We start from the raw sequence: 262 nt of genomic DNA on the forward strand, positions 1-262 counted from the left end.
GTGCAGCGCCTGTACGGCATCGAGATTGCTGAGCTCAAAGGCTTCGACACCTGGCACCCGGATGTTCGTTTGTTCGAAATCAAGGAAAACGGCGAGCACGTCGGGCGTTTCTTCTTCGACCTGTACGCCCGCGCCAACAAGCGTGGCGGTGCCTGGATGGATGGCGCCCGTGACCGCCGCCGTACCGTTGATGGCGTGCTGCAAAGCCCCGTCGCCAACCTGGTGTGCAACTTCACTCCGGCCGACAGCGGCAAGCCTGCCC

Annotated in this window: 1 protein-coding gene; it reads left to right on the top strand. The window is 63.0% G+C overall.

Annotated elements, in window-relative coordinates; all coding sequences use genetic code 11:
- On the top strand, positions 1–262 hold a 262-nt coding region (locus AAEZ05_RS29050), incomplete at both ends, for a M3 family metallopeptidase (protein ID WP_350650081.1).

It is taken from the genome of Pseudomonas sp. HY13-MNA-CIBAN-0226 (assembly GCF_040310305.1).
GTDB classification, from domain to species: domain Bacteria; phylum Pseudomonadota; class Gammaproteobacteria; order Pseudomonadales; family Pseudomonadaceae; genus Aquipseudomonas; species Aquipseudomonas gregormendelii.